The 17642-nt window shown below is 68.6% G+C and carries 11 protein-coding genes and 3 pseudogenes; 9 read left to right on the top strand and 5 right to left on the bottom strand.

Annotated features, from left to right (window positions below; all coding sequences use genetic code 11):
* Nucleotides 1-459 precede the first annotated feature (459 nt).
* Nucleotides 460-558: pseudogene (locus tag ACIBJG_RS36260) on the top strand (transposase); the annotation flags it as partial.
* Nucleotides 559-579: 21 nt separating this feature from the next.
* Here the strand turns inward: ACIBJG_RS36260 and ACIBJG_RS36255 are convergent.
* Nucleotides 580-1422: an endonuclease/exonuclease/phosphatase family protein gene (locus ACIBJG_RS36255; RefSeq protein ID WP_399314253.1), complete on the bottom strand. Its 843-nt coding sequence runs from the start codon at nt 1420-1422 to the stop codon at nt 580-582.
* 449 nt (nt 1423-1871) lie between these two features.
* Between ACIBJG_RS36255 and ACIBJG_RS36250 the strand changes: the two genes are divergently transcribed.
* The 3 genes and pseudogenes from ACIBJG_RS36250 to ACIBJG_RS36240 all read left to right on the top strand — a co-directional run.
* Nucleotides 1872-4217: a tetratricopeptide repeat protein gene (locus ACIBJG_RS36250; RefSeq protein ID WP_399314251.1), complete on the top strand. Its 2346-nt coding sequence runs from the start codon at nt 1872-1874 to the stop codon at nt 4215-4217.
* Nucleotides 4218-4588: 371 nt separating this feature from the next.
* Entirely contained in the window at nt 4589-5092 is a 504-nt protein-coding gene (locus ACIBJG_RS36245; RefSeq protein WP_399314249.1) for a GNAT family N-acetyltransferase, read from the top strand.
* 524 nt (nt 5093-5616) lie between these two features.
* Nucleotides 5617-5685: pseudogene (locus ACIBJG_RS36240) on the top strand (hypothetical protein); the annotation flags it as partial.
* A 5-nt stretch (nt 5686-5690) separates the two neighbouring features.
* On the opposite strand, the gene ACIBJG_RS36235 reads toward ACIBJG_RS36240, so the two are convergent.
* Nucleotides 5691-6125 carry a hypothetical protein gene (locus ACIBJG_RS36235; RefSeq protein WP_399314247.1) on the bottom strand — a complete coding sequence of 145 codons (435 nt, stop codon included), beginning with the start codon at nt 6123-6125 and terminating at the stop codon, nt 5691-5693.
* Between the two features lie 149 nt (nt 6126-6274).
* On the opposite strand from ACIBJG_RS36235, the gene ACIBJG_RS36230 reads away from it, so the two are divergent.
* Together ACIBJG_RS36230 and ACIBJG_RS36225 are read left to right on the top strand one after the other, a co-directional pair.
* Nucleotides 6275-6619 (top strand): hypothetical protein, encoded by a 345-nt coding sequence (locus ACIBJG_RS36230; protein WP_399314245.1) that lies wholly within the window; start codon nt 6275-6277, stop codon nt 6617-6619.
* Nucleotides 6620-6916: 297 nt separating this feature from the next.
* Nucleotides 6917-7327 (top strand): annotated as a pseudogene (locus tag ACIBJG_RS36225) (IS630 family transposase); the annotation flags it as partial.
* A 149-nt stretch (nt 7328-7476) separates the two neighbouring features.
* On the opposite strand, the gene ACIBJG_RS36220 reads toward ACIBJG_RS36225, so the two are convergent.
* A complete protein-coding gene (locus ACIBJG_RS36220) occupies nt 7477-8124 on the bottom strand; it encodes a DJ-1/PfpI family protein (RefSeq protein ID WP_399314244.1) in 648 nt (215 codons plus the stop codon).
* 89 nt (nt 8125-8213) lie between these two features.
* On the opposite strand from ACIBJG_RS36220, the gene ACIBJG_RS36215 reads away from it, so the two are divergent.
* The 3 genes from ACIBJG_RS36215 to ACIBJG_RS36205 all read left to right on the top strand — a co-directional run bounded on the left by ACIBJG_RS36215 (nt 8214) and on the right by ACIBJG_RS36205 (nt 12587).
* Nucleotides 8214-9551 carry a PLP-dependent aminotransferase family protein gene (locus ACIBJG_RS36215; protein ID WP_399314242.1) on the top strand — a complete coding sequence of 446 codons (1338 nt, stop codon included), beginning with the start codon at nt 8214-8216 and terminating at the stop codon, nt 9549-9551.
* Between the two features lie 927 nt (nt 9552-10478).
* Nucleotides 10479-11498, top strand: a complete 1020-nt coding sequence (locus ACIBJG_RS36210; protein ID WP_399314240.1) for a glycoside hydrolase family 11 protein — start codon at nt 10479-10481, stop codon at nt 11496-11498.
* A gap of 90 nt (nt 11499-11588) precedes the next feature.
* Nucleotides 11589-12587, top strand: a complete 999-nt coding sequence (locus ACIBJG_RS36205) for a polysaccharide deacetylase family protein (protein WP_399314238.1) — start codon at nt 11589-11591, stop codon at nt 12585-12587.
* Between the two features lie 668 nt (nt 12588-13255).
* On the opposite strand, the gene ACIBJG_RS36200 is transcribed toward ACIBJG_RS36205, so the two are convergent.
* Entirely contained in the window at nt 13256-15592 is a 2337-nt protein-coding gene (locus ACIBJG_RS36200) for a glycoside hydrolase family 3 N-terminal domain-containing protein (protein WP_399314236.1), read from the bottom strand.
* Between the two features lie 62 nt (nt 15593-15654).
* Nucleotides 15655-17589, bottom strand: coding sequence for a cellulase family glycosylhydrolase (locus ACIBJG_RS36195; protein ID WP_399314233.1), 1935 nt, complete (start codon nt 17587-17589; stop codon nt 15655-15657).
* Nucleotides 17590-17642: the final 53 nt, after the last annotated feature.

The raw sequence follows: 17642 nt of genomic DNA, 5'->3' as shown, positions 1-17642 counted from the left end.
TGCACAGCTGCCTCGCGGCTCTGCAGCAGCAAGAGGCTGCGGTAGACCTCGTAGAGCGGATTCGGTCGTGTGGCCAGGCGCAGCCTGGTCAGGTCGTCGGCTGTGAGGTGAAACCGCAACATCAGTGCCCTCCCCCGAGAAGCTCGCGCCCAGTGGACGAGCGGGACGAGACGTGCGGTTACACGGTGAACTCTCTTGCAGCAGGGAGAAAAGGCCGGCCTTCTCTCCCGGTCGTTGGGCACTATCGCCGGCATCGGGTCTACCCCGGCGGACTTGGACGCGGAGGGCCGGAAGATCACCTTCAGATCTCGCCGTGACCCCTGACTCGACTGCAGACCCCCGAAGGGGAATCCCCAGGTCGACGGCGCGACACTCCGGGACGGTCCGACTAAGGGAACCTCTGGAAGTGGAGGCCCGAAAGTTCCTCTGCCCGGGCGGATCGAGGAACTCTGGAGGCCCCCTCTTTCCAAGGTGCTGAGGCCGATGCCGGGCATCGGCCTCAGGACCGGAGCACGGATCCTGATCGAGGTCGGCGACGGCAGCGCCTTCCCAGCCGCCGGCTGGCAGCGCCGGACCTCGCTACGCCCGCTTCAGATCAGCCTGCACCAGATCGTGGTCCGAGTGCGGGGTGCCATGCGCACCGTGCTCGATCGGGGCGAAGCCACGCAGGAAGATGTAGTCGAACTTGCTGCGCCAATCGGTGGTCGGCTCGCACGCACCGGCCGCCGAGGGACCGCACCCGGGGTCCGAATCCGTGAACAAGCCCCACATTTCCGCAAGTTCGACGGTATCCGGCACCGCATTGAAGTCACCGAGAACGATCGTGCGGTCATACTGGGCGACCGCCTTCGCCAGTACGCCGGTCTGCTTCGCACGGACAGATTCCTGCCTCCGCTGGGCCAGGTGGGTGTTGAAGACCCGGGCGGGCCGGCCGTCCACGAGGGTGGTGACGGCCATGTACCCGCGGTCCTCGGAACCGCCTTCGGGGTACTCCACGTTCACACGGTCGGTCATCGGAGCCGCCGAGAGGATCGCCTGACCGAAGCCCCCCGGGCTCCATGGCACTCCCCCGCAGCGGCTCCAACTCCGCAGAACCGATCCGTACGCGACGTGATAGACCAGCCCGTACAGATACCGCAGATGATCCCGGATTCTCTCGACATCACCCACACACGCTTCTTGCAGGCCGATGACCTGAGGCGCGTACGTGGCGATTTCCGCCGCCCGGCCGACGTTCTGGCCGCTCCCCTTGCAGGGATTGCAGATGTTCCACGTCATGACGCGGTTCGGCACGACCTCCTCGGGGGCGTCGGCCGGCAGCGGCTTGGCGACGTAGGCATCGTTCGGTGCGCTGGGGCCGACAAGGAGCAGGCACGCCGCAATCAGCGCACCTGCGAGCCACCGCACGCCGGTTCCGGTCACCTTCACCTCCTCGAAGTAGAGACGCACCTCATCATGTGAGTCTCCCCGCTCGAGGTTATGTGACGGGTTGTATGCGGCACATGAGGTGCGTGGATCTCGTGGCGGCATCACATCGAACGATGCCGGGCATCGGCACCGTAGCGTGCGCCGATTGCCCCACCCTTTGCCAGTTGCGTGTGGCGGTAACCCGCGCCGCACCCTGGCTGGCGCTTACCGTGCGACGGGCGTGCTCACCGAAACGGTGATGTCGAAATCGGTGAGCCTGAGCGTGGCTTGGATGTCGGGGTTGGACGCGAAGTGGATTTCCTGGCGTACGCGCACGATTCGGTCCTCGTCTGCCTGAGGCCCCCGCTCGTGGGGGCCTCGACAGGTCGGCGGGGCCGTGGAACCGTTCGCTCTACGGATGCGCTGAGTCGTCCGGACAGCCATTGCTCTCAGAGGGGGTCGGCGTGCGGCGCAGTCAAGCGGTGCGGACACGTGCCGGAGCGGGTGCCGCCATTGCCGGGCTGGGGGCCCTTATCGCGGCGGTGCTGGGGACCGTTGCCGAGCGCGCGAGTGCGGTGGCACCGGAATGGGCCGACCGGCCCTGGGTGGTCTGGGCGGCGTTCGGTGTACTCAGCGTCTTGAGCGCGGGTCTGGCCACCGCGAGCCGCCGACTGGACGAGCCGGCCGACGACGCCGGTGGGCTGGTTTCCGGTGCCCGGCCAGGCTCGCTGCACCCGCCACACGTGGTCCTTGACCGTGTGCGCGGCCGCGACCGGGAACTCGCCCGCCTCATGTCTCTGCTCAGGAGGCCCGGCGGCCGGTTCGCTGTGGTGTGCGCGGCCGGAGGCATGGGCAAGACAACGCTCGCGGCAGCACTTGCGGAGTATGCCCGCCGCGACGGATACGCGGTGTTCTGGATTCGCTGGCGCAGCCCGGAAACCCTCTCGGACGACTTCGTCCAGGCGGCCGTTGGCTGCGGTCTGCCGCGCAGCGCGGTCAGCGCCGCGCAATCCGGCAATGACAACCTGCCCGATGCCGTGTGGCGGCAACTTGCCAGTACGAAGAAGTGGTTGCTGGTTGTTGACAACGCCGACGAAGCTGAGCGGATCAGTCCGGAGGGCGAGCGTGTTGCCGACTACCGCGGCTGGATCCGCCCCTACGGGCGCGGCCTGTTCCTGGTGACCAGCCGGGACACGGCAGCCGCCACCTGGGGAAACGCCGCGGAATTGATACGGCTCGAGCCGCTTCGAGCGGCGGCAGGCGGCATGGTCCTGCTGGATAGCGCTCCCGATGGCGGCACACTGGTTGAGGCTGAGGCTCTGTCTTCCCGGCTCGGCGGACTGCCCCTCGCCTTGCAGGCAGCCGGACGCTATGTGACGGGGTCCACCAGCAGACACCGTGACTTCGCTGCGTATCAAAGCGCACTGGAAGAGGAGTTGACCGCGTTGGTAGGAGCTGACAATCCACGTCCTGCGGATCCGAACGTGGCCAGGTCCACCGTCCGGCGCACTTGGGAGGTCTCACTCGATCAACTCGACCGCGAAGGCATCCCACTGGCCCGTCCACTGCTACGCCAACTGGCGTTGTTCGCCGAGGCACCAGTGCCTCTGGCCTTCATCACACCGGACTTGCTGACGACGGCAGTCCGCCGGCCCGTCGACCGGGCCGCTCTGGACCAAGCCCTGGCCGGCCTCGAACGCTACGGCTTGCTCGGCGTGCCGGCGGAGCAACCGTACGTGCCCGGAACCGGGCCTCGCGCAGGGGGCAGTGTCACCCTGCACCCACTAGTCCGCGAGATCACCGCACTGACTCTGACCACAGATGAACCGGACCGTCTCCACGACTACGAGCAAGCAACGGTCAACGCCCTGCGCGGTGAGGTGACTCCTCTCCGGACCGTCGGATCGGCGGGCTGGGCCGCCGCACGGTTACTCGCCCCGCATCTACCTCTTCTGCTCAACTACCCGGGTCTCGTCCCGTCCGAGGACGCCTGCGCCGCCCTCAACATACTGGCGGATGTGCTGGGCGACGCGGGAAGCTATGCCCTGCAGCTCAGCCTGCGGCAGACCGTGCTCGATCACCGCGTCGAGTTGCTCGGCGACCAACACCCAGACACCTTCACCGCACGCAACCACTTCGCCAACAGCCTCCACTGCCTCGGCGGGTACGAACGGTCCGAAGGGATCCACCGGCAGAATCTGGCCGACCGGATGCGGGTTCTGGGGCCGGAGCATCCCGATACGCTCACGAGCCGCAACAATGTCGGGTACGTCCTGCAACTCCGCGGTCAGTACGCCGAGGCCGCCACCCTGCACGCGTTGGTACTCGCAGACCGCACCAGAATCCTGGGCGTCGACCACCTCCTGACTCTGACCAGCCGTGACAATCTGGCCAAGTCATTCGACCAGCTCGGTGACCACACCGCGGCGGCCACGCTCCACACCCAGAACATCGCCGAATGCGCCCGCGTACTGGGCCCAGATCACCCCCTCACCCTCACCAGCCGCGACAACCTCGCCGCCACGGTCAACCATCGCGGCGATCCGACCCGCGCCGCAGAGCTGCACCGGGCAGTGTTCGCAGATCGCACGCGCATCCTCGGCCCGGACCACCCGCATACCTTGACCAGCGGAAACAATCTCGCGGACGCCCTGCACCGACTGGGCGAACACGTGGAAGCCGCCGAGATACTGGAGCAGACCCTCTCCGGTCGCGTGCGCGTCCTGGGCGCCGACCACCCTGATTCTCTGGGCACCCGCTCGCAACTGGCCATCTGCCGGTCCGAGACCGGACGGCGGCAGCGGCGCTGACTGACTGATCGTTTCAGAAGCCGGTTCGCGGGCGTCGGGGAGCAGACGTGTCCTCTCCGGTTCCCTGACGGCCCACTCCAAAGCGTTCGCGGGACCGTGTGCCGTTCCGACTCGTCGGGGCTGGCCAGGGGAACAGCGGCTGGTCATGCGGGAGGGGTGCCGTGAGAGTGGCTGTTGATCCGTGGGAGCGGCCACCACCACAGAGTGGCAACCCGGACGGCGGTGGCGCCCAGGAGGCCGGTGCTGCCCGCGAGGTGCGCGGCGATCGCCGCAGCGTTCACCGGTGTCCGCTTCAAGGTGCCCCGGAAGTGTGACGGTATGCGGGAAAATCCAAGGGGCCGGACGGCCGCGCACTGCTACGGTCGGGCGCTATGAGCTGGCTCCCCGATGATTTCGTCCATCCCGTCCTGGTACCGCTGCCGGGCGGTGATCATCATCTGCGGCCGATCCGGGAGGCGGATGCCCCGCTCGACTATCCGGCTGTGATGGGTTCGCGCGAGCGGCTGTGGACCATCTTCGGCCCAGCCTGGGGCTGGCCCGCGGCCACCATCACATACGAGGCCGGCCAAGCCGACCTGTTGCGGCACGAGAAGGAGATCGCCGCACACCAGTCTTTCAACTACGCGCTGTTCAACACGGTGGAGACAGCTCTGCTCGGCTGCGTCTACATCGACCCGCCGGAGAGGGCCGGCGCGGACGGCGAGATCTCCTGGTGGGTGGTGGACGAGCTGGCGGGCAGCAAGGTCGAGCAGTCCCTCGACGAGCTGGTGCCGCAGTGGATCTCCGCCGACTGGCCGTTCGAGCAGCCACGCTTCCTCGGCCGCGAGATCTCCTGGTCGGACTGGCTCGCCCTGCCGCAGCACCCCGACGTATAAGTAGCTTTTGTCGTAATACTCTGGGGACTTGGTGCTCGAACCGCCGTCCCGGTCGGGTGGTCGTCGGGGGCTCGGAGCTTGGGAGGAGGGCCTCCTGAGCAGCTCGCTGGTGTCGAATCACCGAGCATCAGGAGGCCCTGGTGCCGCAGTCTTGCGTGCCGATGCCCATGCAGTCCCTCGCGGGCACTCGGGAGTGTGACTGTCTGGCTCACCGGTTCGGAAACGCAGCCGACAATCGTCTGCGAGAGCGTCGGTATCCGAGCGACATGATGGACGCGGAGTGCGTGGTGGTGCGGCCGCTGCCGCCGGTGCCGAGCCGGGCCGGTGGCTGCAGTGCGACTGGGGCGAGGGCCTGCGGATCGGCGGGCGTCGGACCTCGGGTACGGGCAAGAGCCATTTCACCAAGGGCCTGGCCCAGGCCTCGATCGAGACGACTCGCGGGTTTCCTGGTTCAGCCTGGAACCACTCGCGCCGCGGTCGGGAAGTGAAAGGTCGACGGATTCACCGCCCGGACCGTCGCCCGGATCTGTCGCGCGGACCTCATCGTCATCGACGACATCGGGCTGCTGCCTGTCGGGGAACACGCCGCAGAGGCGTTCTACCGGATCATCGACGCCGCCTGCGAACGCCGATCCATCGCCGTGACCAGCAGCATTCGCCCCTCCGGCTTCGAACGAGCTCCCAGGGCAACCCGGTCGTCATTGTCCCGCAACATCTCCTCGCACAACTGCATCGCGTTGTCCCGGTCCTCGGAGAGAATACTGAACACATCGTGAAGTGCGGTATGGATCCAATCGCTGTGATTCGAGTCGGCGACTGCCAGTGCGGAGGCGACTACCGCCAACCCGATCCTGCCCTTCCGCCGAAGCACGGCTTCCGCGGTCACCCGGGTGACGAAGGTGTCACCTGCGTCAAGCACAAGCTCCAGCAGCGGCCCGAAGGCCTCCGGCATCTCGGCGAAACCTGCCAGACCATGACCGGCATCCGCCCGGTCACGGAAGTCGTGGCTTCGCCCGAGTTCACGTGGCACCACGACAGCTGCATGCCGCCGGTCTCTGTCCACCCGCCGACCCGCCCCTCTCGAAGTTTCCGGCCAAAGTACCGCTGCGGCGCCCTCCAGCTGATCGGCGGGACAGGCCCCAGCTTCGTTCCCGCGGATCAAGGCGTCATAGGCTCCAGGACATGCACAACACCTTGACGGAGCACGCCCGGTGTCTCTACGGAGACGAGTTCAAACCGACGCCTGAGTGCGACTTTGACCACCGGGAGCACTACTTCGTCGAGGAACTCACTTTTGCTGACGCGGATTCGATCCTCGCCATGCTCCGTGAGCTCAGCCCGCACGTGGTCGACGGTCGTTTGCCGGTCTGGGTTCGCAACCTCTCCTACCGGTTGGTGCTCCTCCAGCGACCCGATGAGCCAGCGCTGATGCGCGAGGCTGCCGAGAACTTGTGGCTGCACGGACCGGACTGGGATCGCGTCGCGGCAGACCTGACGATGCAGGCAGACGCCCTGGAGGCCGACTGAGTTGGGAACGCGGTGTTCATGGTTCGAGCCGAAGACTGATCGACGCCGGCGACCAGACAGGAGTGGGCGGCGCGACACCCCCGCATACTCCCGGACGCCGAGATTGTTACCACTCCATTTAGCAACTCCCCCGTGATCGACCCCGTCGGTCCGTGCACTGGGTGGTTCGGATGAGCCTGCGTCGCCTGCTCCCCTCAGCCTGGCCGGCGCAGACTCCAAGATCAGCCAGATCGGCGCCGTACAGCTCGGCGGACCAATGAACCTGGGCCAGCCCACCGCGAGGTAAATCCCCCTGATGTGGACCGGGTCCGCGACGTGATCCACCACCTCAATACGGATGGCTTCGACTCGCTGTATCCGAAGTACGAGGATGGCCGTCCGAAGACCTCCCGGTCGCCGGGGGTGGTCGACGGCATCAGCCACGAGGGCCTGCGCACCCTCCTCCGTGCGGGAGGCGTCTCCTTTCAACGCCTGAAGACCTGGAATACCTCCCGCGATCCGGACTACGCGGCCAAGAAGGGCCGCGTCGAGCACCTCTATGCGATCGCCGGCGGCAAGGGCGGCGAACCCGACGTCATGTGCTGCATGGTCGAGTTCGGGCCCCTCAATCTGTTGCCGCACCCGGGCCGGCAGTGGACCGACCGCGGAGGCATGCACATGGACCCCGACCGCGAGCCCCGCCGACGGCGCCGGGCAAACTACAACCGCGAGAGCAGGATCTGACCAGCACCGGCTTCACCGAAGCGGCCTGACCGCGTGGGAGACGGAGGCCGCGGAGTTGGCGAGGGAGGTTCACGTCGCCGCTGCGGTCGCCCCGAAGAGCCTGCGCCGTCCGGATGTCGTCGCGGGTTCCTGGCCTACCTCGCTTGCGACTGGTTGGGTCGGACGAGCGCCTGTGCGGGAGCGGGCAGGTAGGGGGTGATGTTGCGCCAGGCGCGCTCGACGTATTCCTCCTTCTCACCGACCGGGGCGACATAGTGCAGCGCGCCTTCGGCGGCGTCGTGTCCCGCAAGGCGGGCGATGGTCCAGGCCGCGAGGTAGTGCGAGGCCAGGCAGCCGCCGGCGGTGGCGATGTTGTCCTTGGCGTAGAAGGGCTGGTTGAGGACCTCGACGCCGGCGGCGACGACCCACGGCTTGGTGATGAGGTCGGTGCAGGCGGGGATGTCGTTGAGCAGGCCGAGCCTGGCCAGCACGAGCGCGCCGGAGCACTGTGCCGCGATGAGCTGGCGCGAGGGGTCCAGGCCTCGCAGGATGGTCATGATCGCCGGGTCTTCGGTGACCTCGCGGGTGGCGATACCGCTGCCGACGATGACGGCGTCAGCGGCGCACGCCTCCTCCAGCGTGGACATCTGCTCGATGACCACCCCGTTCATCGACGCCACCTTGGGGGTGGGGGTCGCGATGGTGACGCGCCAGCCATCGGTCTTGATGCGGTTGAGCACACCGAGCGCGATCAGGGAGTCGAGCTCGTTGTAGCCCTCGAAAGTGAGGATCGCGATGTGCACGACGGCTGTCCTTTCCGGATGAGTGGGACTCGACGGTAAGGACCCGCGAGCAGGACAGTCAAAGAATTGTCATGGATACAATCCGGTGCATGGCAGCCTCGCGATACAAGAAGCTGGTCGACGCGCTCGCATCCGACATCCGGACCGGACGCCTCGCCCCGGGGGTGCGGCTGCCGACCCACCGCGCTCTCGCCGCCCGCGAGGGCATCGCCGTGGTGACCGCGACCCGGGTGTACGCCGAGCTGGAAGCGATGGGCCTGGTGAGCCGGGAACAGGGCCGCGGCACGTTCGTGCGTGACATCGCCGTCCCCGCCGGTCACGGCATCGATCAGCAAGCAGTCGCCACAGATGCGGTCGACCTCAACTTCAACTACCCGTCCCTGCCCGGCCAGGCCGATCTCCTGCGGCAGGCCCTGCGAGAAGTGGCCACCTCCGGCGATCTCGACTCGCTGCTGCGCTACCAACCACACCGAGGGCGCCCGCAGGACAGAGCCTCCATCGCACGACACCTCAAACGCCGGGGAATCACCGCCGACGCGGATCAGATCCTCATCGCCAACGGTGCCCAGCACGGCCTGGCCATCACCGTCATGGCCACGCTGAGCGCGGGCGACGTCGTCGCGGTCGACGCACTCACCTACCCGGGTTTCAAGGTGCTCGCACACGCCTTCCACCTCGACGTGGAGCCCATCCCCACCACCGCCGACGGACCGGATCTCGATGCCCTGCAGAGACTGTGCGCGACCCGCCCGGTGCGCGCGATCTACACCATGCCCACCCTGCACAACCCTCTGGGCTGGGTCATGCCGGCAACCGACCGGATCCGCCTGATCAGAATCGCTCGACAGCACCGTCTGCTCATCATCGAGGATGCCTCGTACGCCTACCTGGCCGAGGACCCTCCACCGCCTCTGGCCGCGACCGCGCCGGACATCACCGTCTACGTCTCGGGGCTGTCCAAGAGCATCGCCACCGGCCTGCGGGTCGGCTTCGTGCTCGCCCCGCCATCTGTGGTTCCCTCGCTCGAACGCGCCATTCGGGCGACCACCTGGAACACCCCCGCCCTCACCACCGCCATCGCGTGCCGCTGGCTCGACGACGGCACAGTGAACCACCTGGAAGCGCAGAAACGAGACGACGCCAAGACGCGCCAGGCACTCGTCAGGCAGGAGCTTGCGGGCCTCCCGCTCATCGGCCACCCCTCGTCCTACTTCACCTGGCTGCCACTGCCCGACGACGCACGCGCCGACCGCCTGACCGCCACCCTCGCGCGCCGACACATCTCGGTCACCACGGCGGAGCCGTTCACCACCACGACGCACACACCACAGGCGATCCGCCTCGCCCTGGGATCGACCGATCTGGACAGTCTCCGGTCGACGCTTCGCACCGTGCGACAAGTCGCCGTCGAGGACGCCTACGCCTGAATTCGGCTCCAGTCCTTCTATCGGCAGTACCTCCCCAAGCACGCGGACCTCCGCACGTTCAGCCGGGCCGACCTGCACGCCATCGCCCACGAACTCAACCACCGTCCACGCAAGACCCACGGCTACCACACTCCGGCAAGGTCTACGCCGACCTCTTGAACAGTGGTGGTGCGTTGACTACTTGACCTCGCCATCGCTTTCCGACAGACGACCGACGTGTCCAATGAAACCGGACATTCCGCGAAGCCGGCAGCAAGGGCGGCCGGCGCCCTGCCGTCGGGAACGGGTCTTCGGCAAGGACAACCGCATCACCACCTTCGCCGGCCGCCCGTTCAGCTACGACGCGGACGGCCAGCTCACATCCGACGGCTTCCGCGACTACACCTGGAACGCCCTCGGCCGACTCTCCAGCTCGGAAGCGACCGAGGCAGCCCCTCGGCCTGATGGAAGAGGGTGGCCGCCTTCTTCTCCTGGCGCCGGCCGTTGTTGGCAGCCTGACGGTTCGCCAAGTAGCGGCCGCGTTGGCGGTCGTGTCACCAACGCGCGAGTCCTTCGCCGGACCGTCTGATACCGCTGGCCGCGACACCAGATGCAAAGAAGTCCGAAAGTTTCGAAGCAGCTCATGACGCCCAGTGGATCATCCACCTCGCCGGGACCGATCCACATCGGACCCCGCCTGCTTGAATCACGCCTGTACCTGGGAGTGTTCCGTAGAAGGTGCCCTTCCACCAAGCCCGAAGGTTTCGAAATATTTGCCGAAACTATTGACAGGCGTCAGGGGCAGACCAAGACTCCGTGATCGGGCCGGACCGCCACCGCCGACTGCAGCCGCGCAAGCCCAACCATGCGGCGTGGCCGCTGCGTTGAGGGAGATCAGTAGGGCGCATCCGGCATCACCCGTACGTCACAGGCTCTGGAGGAACCGACATGACCTCACCCGCGCCATCACCTCGCAGACGCAGACCCGCCCGCTTCATGTCCCTGCTGAGAAGCTCCTGGGCGCTCGCCCTGGCCGCAGTCGCCGTGCTACTGCTGCCCAACGCCGCCAGCGCCGACACGGTCATCAACTCGAACCAGACCGGCACCAACAACGGCTACTACTACTCCCACTGGAGCGATGGCGGCGGCTCGGTGTCGATGACGCTGGGCTCGGGCGGCAACTACGGCTACCAGTGGAGCAACGTCGGCAACTTCGTCGGCGGCAAGGGCTGGAGCACCGGCGGGCGCAAGTCCGTGAACTACTCCGGCAGTTTCAACCCGTCGGGCAACGCGTACCTCGCGCTCTACGGCTGGACCACCAACCCGCTGGTCGAGTACTACGTCGTCGAGAACTTCGGCACCTATCGCCCCACCGGCACCTTCAAGGGCACGGTCACCAGCGACGGAGGCACCTACGACATCTATGAGACGACCCGGGTGAATCAGCCCTCGATCGAGGGCACGAAGACCTTCAAGCAGTACTGGAGCGTCCGCCAGTCGAAGCGGACGGGAGGCACCATCACCACGGGCAACCACTTCGACGCCTGGGCAAGCCACGGTATGAGCATGGGTTCCTTCAACTACATGATCATGGCGACCGAGGGCTACCAGAGCAGCGGCAGCTCCAACATCACCGTCAGTGAGGGAAGCTCCGGTGGCGGTACGGGCGGTGGCGGCGGAGGCACGGGCGGCGGCGGCTCCGGCGGCTGCACCGCGACGCTCTCAGCAGGCGACAAGTGGAGCGATCGCTACAACCTGAACGTCTCGGTCTCCGGCTCCAGCAACTGGACCGTCACCATGAAGGTCCCCTCGCCCGAGAAGGTCCTGTCCACCTGGAACGTGAGCACCAACTACCCGGACAGCCAGACCCTCGTGGCCAAGTCCAACGGCAACGGCAACAGCTGGGGAGCGACCATCCAGACCAACGGCTCCTGGACCTGGCCCACGGTCACCTGCAGCACCGGCTGATCTTCCCGGGTCCGCAGTGACCCTCACCTTTGCCACGCGTCCGGCCGCGCTCCTCGGCGTGGCCGGACCTCCGCCACCAGGAGGACCTCCATGCATCTCCTTCCCCGCCGTCGCCCGGCCGCTCTGGCCGCCGGACTCGCTCTCGCCGCGACGACCTCCCTGGGCCTGACCGCCACTGCCGCGGCCCCCGCGCAGGCCGCCACCTGCAACGGCTACGTGGGCCTCACCTTCGACGACGGCCCGTCCAACGACCACACCCCCGCCCTGCTCAACGCTCTCAAGCAGAACGGCCTGAGAGCCACCATGTTCAACGAGGGCCAGTACGCCGCCTCCTACCCGGGCCAGGTGCAGGCCGAGATCAACGCCGGTATGTGGGTCGGCAACCACAGCTACACACACCCGCATCTCATTCAGATGAGCCAGGCCGAGATCGACTCGGAGGTCTCCCGGACCCAGCAGGCCATCGCCAACGCGGGCGGAGGCACGCCGAAGCTGTTCCGGCCGCCGTACGGCGAGACCAACTCCACCCTCAAGGGCGTCGAGGCCAAGTACGGACTGACGGAGGTGATCTGGGACGTCGATTCGCAGGACTGGAACGGCGCCAGTACCGACGCGATCGTGCAGGCCGTAGGACGACTCACCAACGGTCAGGTCATCCTTTTGCACGAGTGGCCGGCCAACACACTCGCCGCGATCCCGCGTATCGCTCAGTCGCTCGCGTCCCGCGGCCTCTGCTCCGGCATGATCTCGCCGCAGACCGGACGGGCCGTCGCGCCCGACGGCAGCGCCGGCGGAGGCGGGACCGGTGGCGGCGGAGGCACCGGCGGCTGCACCGCGACGCTGTCCTCCGGGCAGCAGTGGGGCGACCGCTACAACCTCAACGTCTCCGTCACCGGCGCCAGCAACTGGACGGTCACCATGAACGTCCCCTCCCCCGAGAAGATCCTCTCCACCTGGAACATCAGTGCCGCCTACCCCAGCGCTCAGGTCCTGACCGCGAAGCCCAACGGAAGCGGAAACACATGGGGGGTGACACTGCAGACCAACGGTTCCTGGAACTGGCCGACGGTGTCGTGCACCACAGGCTGACGCCCGAAGCGCAAGGCGCGGTGCCGGGGTGCGGCGCTCTCACGGCGCCGCGCCCTCGCGCAGCCGTGTTCGACTCGGAGCATGACCAGGGCGGCGTGGGGCCTCTCCCCGGCCGGCGCACACCTCACGTCGGCTGGGCGGAGGGAACGCAGCGCACGTGCCGCCGGCCTCTCGCTTCCATCACTTTCAGTGGGCGGTTCGTGAGCCTATAGGTGGTTCTGGTGTCGCCTGATGGTGTGAGCGAAGAACGTTCCGGTCCGGTGCCGGTGGCCTGTTGGGATCGGTGGGATGAGTGAACGCAAGCCGTATCAGAGTGGCTTGTCCGACGAGCAGTGGGCGTTGATCGAGCCGTCGCGCATGGATGGCTGGCCTCCTATAGGGAACGGCCGTGCCGACGCGGTAGTCAATCGCCCTGTCCTGCCGACAAGACGTCGCCGCCGTCGCGCGGCCGTTCCCACCCATGGCGCGAGCTGAGGCTGCACAGGCAGCGGACGAACAGGACCCCGCAGGCTGCCCGGCCCCGGTCGGCAATCCGTTCACGCTGACGAACCTCGCCGACGGACACGGTGCGCGGGCCGTCCGGACCCTGGACCGGCCGTACGAAGTGCTCTGGGCCGGGGCCGTCTTCCCCACGGCGGGGAGCGGGGGCGAGGCGCCGGCTTCAGCCGTCAGTCGAGCCGGCCGGCCAGGACGGTCAGCCGGGTGCCGCAGGTCCGGTCGGCGGAAGGGCCCGTCTCCATCTCGAACTCCCCCGGCTCCACGGCCCGTTCCAGATCGCGGGTGACCGAGGCCAGGGTCCGTGCCTCCACGGGGAAGCAGACCTCGGCCCGTTCCCCGGGTTCGAGAGCGACCCGGGCGAAGCCGCGCAGCTCCCGGACCCGGGGCCACGAAGTGCCGCCTGTCACCCGGCGTACGTAGAGCTGGACCGTTTCCCGCACCGGCCGGTCGCCGGTGTTGGTGATGTCGACCGTGCACACCAGCGGCCGCGGTGTGGCATGCGTCGTGTTCGGTGCGCCGGCGGTGAGTTCCGCTGTCGAGACGGACGTCCGGGACAGACGGGGGGTGCCGTACTCGACCGTCGTGTAGCTCAGCCCGTGGCCGAACGCGTGGCGGGCGGTCGCGGGCTGGTCGACATAGCCGCGGTAGCCGTGGTCCTTCCCGTTGTAGTGGACGGGCAGCTGAGCCGCCGAGCGGGGCACCGAGACGGGCAGCCGCCCGACGGGCTCCGCCGTGCCGAACAGGACGTCCGCCACTGCCCGCCCGCCCCAGGGGCCGGGATACCAGGCGCTCAGCACCGCGGCGGCCCGGCCGGCGAGGTCCGTCAGCGCGTGGGGACGGCCCTGGACCAGCACCACGACGACGGGGGTCCCTGTCGCGGTCAGGGCTTCGAGCAGTGCCGACTGGCCTTCCGGAAGGGCGAGTTCCGCCAGGTCCACGCCCTCGCCGCAGGTCATCTCGACCGGGTTGCCGGAGGTGACGACCGCTGCCCCGTTGGCGTCGAAGCGGGTTCCCGACTCACGGGCGCTCGATCCGCCGAGCACCACGACCGCGACATCGGCCCCGGCGGTGAGCGCGACGGCGACGGGCAGGCCCGACTGGTCGCCGCCCACGAGACCGGTCCCCCGGGCGTGCACGATCTCCGTGCCTCGGGGTGCCGCCACCTTGAGTCCGTCGAGGACGCTGATGCCCGTGCCCGGCCGCTGGGGCGCGGTGTAGTCGCCGATCTGCTGCGGCACGGAGTCGGCGTTCGGGCCGATGACCGCGATCCGCCGTGCGCGTTCGCCGAGTGGGAGTGTCACACCGTCATGCGTGAGCAGCGTGATCGACTCCCGGGCGATGCGCTCGCTCAGTTGCTCGGGCCCCGGCGCGGGGGCGCGCTCCCCGGTGTACGGATTCTCGAACAGCCCGAGCCGGAACTTCAGCGCGAGCACCCGGCCGACCGCGGTGTCCAGAGCACTCTCGTCCACGAGGCCCCGTCGCACGGCCTCCTCCAGGCGGGGGAAACTTTCGTCCCACAGACTCAGGTCCGTCCCCGCCTCCAACGCCACGGCACCGGCCGCCACCGGGTCGCCGGCCAGCCGCACCAGGCGGTCGAGCGCCAGCCCGTCCGCCATCACCAGACCGGTGAATCCCCACTGTTCGCGCAGAACGCCGGTGAGCAGCTCCCGGTTTGCGGCGCACGGGATGCCGTCGAACTCGTTGTACGCGGCCATGACACCGGCCGCCCCGGCCCTGACTCCCGCCAGGGCGGCCTCCAGATGGATCTCGTGGAGTTCGCGGGCTCCCAGTTCGGTGGCCGCGCTGTTGCGGCCGCCGACCGTGGCGCCCTGCCCGGCGAAGTGCTTGAGGACGACGGCCGCCCGGTCCGGCCCGATGAACTCTCCGGGCGGCCCCTGGACACCACGCACCAGCGACTCCGTGAACCGCGCCGCGAGGTAGGGGTCCTCGCCGAAGCACTCCTCTGCGCGGCCCCAGCGTGGATCGCGCACCAGGTCGAGCGCGGACACCAGCGCGACGTGGCCGCCGCGTGACCGCAGCTGCGCGGCGGCGAGCGCGGCGGCCTCCTCGTACAGGTCCGGGTTCCAGGTGGCGCCGACCGCCAGGTTGACGGGCAGCAGCGTGCCGTCCAGCGCCTGGAGACCGTGCGGCATCTCCTCGACCAGCAGAACGGGGATCCCGAGCCGGGTGGTCTCCACGACGTGCCGCTGCACGGCGTCGGAGACACGCGCACCGTCGGCCGCACCGATGCCCGTGGCCGCGGTCACGCCCGACCAGGGGTCGGCACGCTGCAGCCCGTAGAGCGCGCCCATCCCGTCGAAGGCGGCCACCTCGGCGCGGAAGGCGTCGGTCAGGTGATGGCCCGAGGCGTTGCGCTCGTACGCGTCCCAGCCGTACATCCGCTGGTTGACCTGCCCCACCTTCTCCGTGAGGGTCATCCGATCCAGGAGGTCGCGCACCCGGACGGCTGTGGGTGCCTCGGGGTCGCGGAAGAGCGGCTGGGACATGGGTGGCTCACTTTCACGGGCGGTAGGGCAGGCGGCGCGTTCGGGGCGGCGGAGCCGGGCGGTCAGCGCACTTCGAGGACGCGCACTCCGTACGGGGCGATCACCACATCCACCACCGGGTCGCCGCCCGTCAGCTCGCGCAGTTCGCCGTCCGCCGTCGGGCGGACGGTCAGTTCCTCGGCGGACTGGCTCACCATCCAGACGAAGCGGGTGCCGTCCTCCCGGACCAGCGTGTCGGCGGCGACGTACGGCGAGCCGGCCGTCACCGGCCTTGCGGCCCCGGCGAGTTCGGCGAGCGCCGCGTACAGGCGGTGTGTCTGCTCCGGGTTGGCCCGCGCCGTCCGGGCGGCCATGTGCTCCAACGGGTAGGTGGCCAGGACCGTGCGGCCCTCGCCCGTCTCGTGGCACAGCAGGGCCGGGCGGCCGTGCCCGTCGGTGGCGACGACGCGCGCACCGGCCGGGACGACCGGCAGGTAGGCGCGGCTGTCCTCGTTCCCGGCTACGGGGAACGTCAGGGTCTCACCTGCGGCTATGGAGCCGAAGTCCTCCGTGAACGTCATCTCCAGCACGTCGTCCTCGATCGGCTCCGCGACACCGTAGGAGAGCTGGAGCTCCACGCCGAACAGTCCGTCCAGATCGTGGAACCACGGGCCACGTGTCGCCGGGTGTTCGCCCGAGCAGAACGACAGGTAGACCGTGGCGCCCTCGCGGGCCCGGCGCTCCAGCGCCCGACGGGTGCGGGTGGTCAGCTGCCGGGTCGAGGGGAGCAGGTACAGCGCGGCGTCGTCGGGCAGTCCGTCGGCCTCCCGGGCGAACGCCACGGGCAGGTCCGCGCCGCGCGCGGCCACGTATGCCTGGTGGAGGGAGGTGAAGATCAGCGGGCGGTCGGCGGGCCGGCTGTAGGGGTAGCCGCGTTCCAGGAAGGCGGGGACTACCAGGGCGGCGTCGGCGTCCGTGCGGCGGCACCGGGCGAAGTCGACCTGCTTCAGGATTTCGGCGAAGGCGGCCAGTTCCCGCAGCGGTTCCTTCGGCCGGCCGGTGTGGTCGGTGATGCCGAAGTGCATCTCGAAGGGGTGGTGGTCGTACGGGGAATGGTCCCACAGGTCGTCGTAGTCGGTGTTGTTCCAGGCGATCCAGCCGGTGGCCCCGCCGAGGAGCGAGTTGTGCAGGGTCTGCCGGTAGAACACGCCGGCGTTGGCCGCGGAGACCACGTCGGTCGACAGCCCGAACTCCTCCAGCACGACCGGCTGGCCGGTCACGGCGGCGAGTTCGCACTCGAACGCGGCGCGGTAGTGCTGGCGCGGCCGGTCCGTGTCGGAGCGGTAGACGTGCGGCCCGACGAAGTCCACGTACTCGGCGGTGTCCCGCAGTGAGAAGCCGTTGTCCCGGCCCGTGACCTCGATGCCCCAGGCACCGTCGCCCAGCGAGACGGGCTGGGTGCCGCCCGCCGCGCGCACCGCGTCGCACATGAACTGCGCCCAGGCGGTGACGACGTCGCTGGAGGGCGGGTCGACCTGGTAGATCCGGCCGTAGCCCGGCATCTCGTTGGTGATCAGCCAGCCGGTGACCGCGGGGTGGTCCTTGAAGCGGCGGGTCATCTGGGAGACGAACCATGCCTGTCGCCCGACGAGCCACACGTCCTCGTACAGGTCGCGGTTCCCCCGCCAGGCCGGGTCCCAGTTCTCGCCCGACATGTGGCCGACGATGAAGGTGGGGACCGTCCCCATTCCCGCCTCCGTGTGGGCGTCCAGGAAGTCGCGGAACCGCTCGCACAGCTCCTCGTCGATCCGGCCGGGCTCCGGGTGGAAGTCGGGCCAGTAGAAGAAGGACCGGGTCATGTTCAGTCCGTGGTCGCGCAGGACGGCCAGTTCCTCGCGGACGGTCTTCGGGTCGTAGTTCCGCCACATCAGCGGCCCGCCGGTGCGGGACCAGAAGTTGGCGCCGAGCCAGGGAAGAACGGCGGAGTCGTGGGTGAGCTGGGCGCTGTGGCGTCGCATGGTCGGGTCCTGACCTCTTCGATGTGCGGGGGTGGATCGGTGCGGCAGGTGAA

Source organism: Streptomyces sp. NPDC050422, from assembly GCF_044458665.1.
In the GTDB taxonomy this organism is placed as follows: Bacteria; Actinomycetota; Actinomycetes; order Streptomycetales; family Streptomycetaceae; genus Streptomyces.
This window is presented reverse-complemented; position numbering and strand designations above follow the sequence as displayed.